The following is a 4298-nucleotide window of genomic DNA, read 5'->3' as shown; positions in this document are numbered from 1 at the left end:
CGCCCGGCCGCAGCCCGGGATGGCGCTCCACCACGGTGACCGAATAACCATGGCGGGCAAGCCAATACGCGACCGTCGTGCCGGCGACGCTGGCACCGGAAACCAGAATATCGGTCACGTGATTCCTGCCAGCCTCTTTGCTTCCGTAAAGATGTCGTCGAGCATTTCCGGAGTCAACCTACCGGTGAACATATTCTGCTGGCTGGGGTGGTAGCAGCCGAGCAATCGCACGCCGGGCTCCAGCTCCGCCACGGCGCCGTGGCCGAACCGCGGCTTGCGCAGGCCGGACACCCCCGGTAGTCGCAGCGCGCTCTGCCAGGCGAACCCGCCCAGGGCCACGATCACGCGGACATACTCGGACACCAGCCGCCATTCGGCCTCCAGCCAGGGCCAGCAGGTGTCCCGTTCCGCCGGCGTCGGCGCGTTGGCCGGCGGCGCGCAGCGCACCGGGGCGACGATCCGAACCCCGTTGGCGCGCAGGCCGTCCGCGGCGTCCACACTGGTCGGCTGGTTCACCAGCCCGGCCCGGTACAGGGCCGCGTACAACTGGTCGCCGGAGCGGTCGCCGGTGAACATGCGTCCGGTCCGGTTGCCGCCATGGGCGGCGGGCGCCAGCCCGACGATCAGCAGCCAGGGCCGCTCCGATCCCCACCCCGGCACCGGCCGCCCCCAATAGGGCTGGTCGGCGAAGGCGCGGCGTTTGACCGCCGCCACCTCCTCGCGCCAGGCGACCAGCCGCGGGCAGGCCCGGCAGACGCTGATCACGGCGTCCAGTTCGGGTATCGACCGGACCTGGGCGCTTAAGGCGACCACTTGGGCGGCGTCGGCGGCGACCGGGGTCCGCGGCGTCGCCGGATCCCCCGGCCATCCGGTGCCGGGACCGACCGGAGAAGCGAACCGCTGGCCGGTATTCGGGTGGGCGAGCACATGAACATCCTGCATGAGAGGCGAAATTCGGTGGTTTCAGCCGTGGGTTTGGCGCTACATTCAGCCGCGATATCCCATGAAAAGCGGCGGCCCGGCGTTCCTGATCTTCTTCGCCACGTTGACGGCGACTGCGGGTACCGGCATTTCGATCGTCGCGTTCCCGTGGCTGGCCCTGCAGCACCACGACAGCGCGAAGGACGCGTCGATCGTGGCCGCCGCCATGACGGTGCCGCTGGTGTTCGCCACGCTGGTCGCCGGCACCGCAGTCGACTTCTTCGGGCGCCGCCGGGTGTCGCTGGTGTCCGATTCGCTGTCGTGTTCGGCGGTGGCCGCCGTGCCCCTGACCGCGTGGTTTTTCGGCGCGGCAGCGATCAACCTAGCGGAGCTGGCCGTGCTGGCCTTCTGCGCGGCCGCCTTCGACCCGGCCGGGACGACGGCGCGCCAGTCGATGCTGCCGGAGGCGGCCGCCCGCGCGGGCTGGTCGCTGGACCGCACCAACAGCGTCTACGAGGCGGTGCTCAACCTGGCCTACATCCTGGGCCCGGGCATCGGCGGTTTGATGATCGCGATGGTCGGCGGCATCAACACGATGTGGGTCACGGCGGCACTGTTCGGGCTGTCCTTCCTGGCAATCGGGGCGCTGCGGCTCGAGGGCGCCGGCAAGCCGCACCACGCGACCCGACCCGACGGGTTGATGTCCGGCATCGCCGAAGGGCTGCGGTTTGTCTGGAACCTGCGGGTGCTGCGCACGCTCGGCTTGATCGACCTGGCGGTCACCGCGCTTTACCTGCCGATGGAAAGCGTGCTGTTCCCCAAGTACTTCTCGGATCATCACCAACCCGCGCAGTTGGGCTGGGCGTTGATGGCGCTCGGGGTCGGCGGCGTGGCGGGCGCACTCGGCTACGCCGTGCTGTCGAAACGCACGCGGCGGCGGACGGCCGTGCTGACCGCGACCCTCACCTTCGGGGCCGCGACGGCCGGCATCGCGTTCCTGCCGCCGCTGCCGGTGATCCTGGCGCTGTGTGGGGTGACCGGCCTGGTCTACGGGCCGATCCAGCCGATCTACAACTACGTGATGCAGACCCGGGCGCCGCACCACCTGCGCGGCCGGGTGGTCGGGGTGATGACGGGGCTGATGTACGCCGCGGGACCGTTGGGCTTGCTGGTGGCCGGTCCGCTGGCCGACGCCGCGGGGTTGAAGGTCACGTTCCTGGCGCTGGCGGTGCCGATTCTGTTGATCGGGGTTATCGCCTGCGGGCTGCCGTCGCTGCGCGAGCTGGACCGCGCGCCGCAGTTGGCCGCCGATTCCGGGCCTTAGGATCGGGGCGTGGACGTGTTGGCCAGCCTGATTGCGGACCTGCCCGACGGGATGGTGGTCACCGACCCGACCGTGACCGAGGGCTACCGCCAGGACCGCGCTTTCGACCCGTCGGCGGGCAAGCCGCTGGCCGTGGTCCGGCCGCGGCGCACCGAGGAGGTGCAGACCGTGCTGCGCTGGGCCACTGCCCACCGCGTGCCGGTGGTGACCCGCGGCGCCGGCAGCGGGCTGTCCGGCGGGGCGACCGCGCTGGACGACGGCATCGTCCTGTCGACGGAAAAGATGCGCGACATCGCCGTCGACCCGGTCACGCGCACCGCGGTATGCCAGCCGGGCCTGTTCAACGCGGAGGTGAAGAAGGCGGTCGCTTCGTACGGGTTGTGGTATCCCCCCGATCCGTCGTCGTTCGAGATCTGCAGCATCGGCGGCAACATCGCCACGAATGCCGGCGGGTTATGTTGCGTGAAGTACGGCGTCACAACCGATTACGTGCTGGGCATGCAGGTGGTGCTGGCCGACGGCACCGCGGTGCGGCTGGGCGGCCCGCGGCTGAAGGACGTTGCGGGCCTCTCGCTGACCAAGCTGTTCGTCGGCAGCGAGGGCACGTTGGGCGTCGTCACCGAGGTGACGCTGCGGCTGCTGCCCGCCCAGAACGCGTCGAGCGTGGTGGTGGCGTCGTTTGGTTCGGTCCAGGCGGCGGTCGACGCGGTGCTGGGAGTCGTTGCGCGGCTGCGGCCTTCGATGCTGGAGTTCATGGATTCGGTGGCGATCAACGCCGTCGAGGACACCCTGCGGATGGACCTGGATCGCGGGGCGGCCGCGATGCTGGTGGCCGGCTCCGACGAGCGGGGGCGGGCCAGCGCCGAGGACGCCGCGGTGATCGCCGCAGTGTTTGCGGAAAACGGCGCAACAGAAGTCTTTTCGACCGACGACCCCGACGAGGGCGAGGCGTTCATCGCCGCGCGCCGGTTCTGCATCCCCGCGGTGGAGGCCAAGGGGTCGCTGCTGCTGGAGGACGTCGGGGTGCCGCTGCCGGCGCTCGGCGAGCTGGTGGGCGGGATCGGGCGCATCGCCTCCGAGCGGGACCTCATGATCTCGGTGATCGCCCACGCCGGCGACGGCAACACCCACCCGCTGATCGTGTACGACCCCGCCGACGCCGCGATGACCGAGCGCGCGCATCTGGCGTTCGGCGAGATCATGGACCTGGCCGTCGGCCTGGGCGGCACGATCACCGGCGAGCACGGCGTGGGCCGGTTGAAGCGGCCATGGCTCGACGGCTATCTGGGCCCCGACGTGATGGAGTTGAACCAGCGCATCAAGCGCGCTCTGGACCCGTTGGGCATCCTCAACCCAGGCGCGGCGATCTAGTTCTTACCGGTTCGGCCGAGCGGTTGACATGAGCGGCTAACTGTCGTACGAATGAGACATGACTACGGTTATGTCTCATGATGCACCGGTCGCCTTCCTGCTCGCCACCGCCGAGACCTGGCCGAATCCCTGGCCGATGTACCGGGCGCTGCGCGACGGCGACCCCGTGCACCACGTCGTCCCCGCCAACCACCCCGACCAGGACTACTACGTACTGTCCCGGCACGCCGACGTGTGGGCCGCGGCGCGCGACCACGAGACCTTCTCCTCCGCGCAGGGACTGACCGTCAACTATGGCGACCTGGAAATGATTGGGCTGCAGGACAATCCACCGTTTGTGATGCAGGACCCTCCGGTGCACAACGAGTTTCGCAAGCTGGTGTCCCGCGGGTTCACGCCGCGGCAGGTCGAGGCGGTGGAACCCAAGGTGCGCGAGTTCGTCGTCGAGCGCATCGAGAGGCTGCGCGCCAACGGCGGCGGCGACATCGTCACCGAGCTGTTCAAGCCGCTGCCGTCGATGGTGGTGGCGCACTATCTCGGCGTGCCCGAGGAAGATCGGGCGCAGTTCGACGGCTGGACCGAGACGATCGTCGCGGGCAATACGGCGGACGGCGGGATCGGTGCGGCGCTGGAAACCGTTGGCGACGCCGTCGGGTCGATGATGGCATACTTCACCGGGCTC

General features: G+C 69.8%; 5 protein-coding genes. 3 read left to right on the top strand and 2 right to left on the bottom strand.

All coding sequences use genetic code 11. The features are described from left to right. Positions 1 to 118 (bottom strand): FAD-dependent oxidoreductase (locus VMD50_RS14005; protein WP_325428343.1); only part of this gene is annotated, 118 nt, incomplete at its 3' end. Further along, positions 115 to 942, bottom strand: a complete 828-nt coding sequence (locus tag VMD50_RS14000) for a uracil-DNA glycosylase (RefSeq protein ID WP_325428341.1) — start codon at positions 940 to 942, stop codon at positions 115 to 117. The genes VMD50_RS14005 and VMD50_RS14000, both read right to left, overlap by 4 nt. 61 nt (positions 943 to 1003) lie before the next feature. On the opposite strand from VMD50_RS14000, the gene tap reads away from it, so the two are divergent. The 3 genes from tap to VMD50_RS13985 all read left to right on the top strand — a co-directional run. After that, complete coding sequence (gene tap, locus VMD50_RS13995; protein ID WP_325428340.1) at positions 1004 to 2245, top strand: multidrug efflux MFS transporter Tap; 1242 nt, start codon at positions 1004 to 1006, stop codon at positions 2243 to 2245. Positions 2246 to 2296: 51 nt separating this feature from the next. Next, the gene (locus VMD50_RS13990) at positions 2297 to 3616 is read left to right on the top strand and encodes an FAD-binding oxidoreductase (RefSeq protein ID WP_325428342.1); all 1320 of its coding nucleotides are present in this window, start codon (positions 2297 to 2299) and stop codon (positions 3614 to 3616) included. A 58-nt stretch (positions 3617 to 3674) separates the two neighbouring features. Further along, a partial coding sequence (locus VMD50_RS13985; protein WP_475447382.1) for a cytochrome P450 family protein occupies positions 3675 to 4298 on the top strand: 624 nt, incomplete at its 3' end.

Source organism: Mycobacterium sp. (assembly GCF_035506235.1).
Classification (GTDB): domain Bacteria; phylum Actinomycetota; class Actinomycetes; order Mycobacteriales; family Mycobacteriaceae; genus Mycobacterium.
Note: the sequence above shows the minus strand (reverse complement) of the source record. Positions and strands in the feature narration are given on the sequence as shown.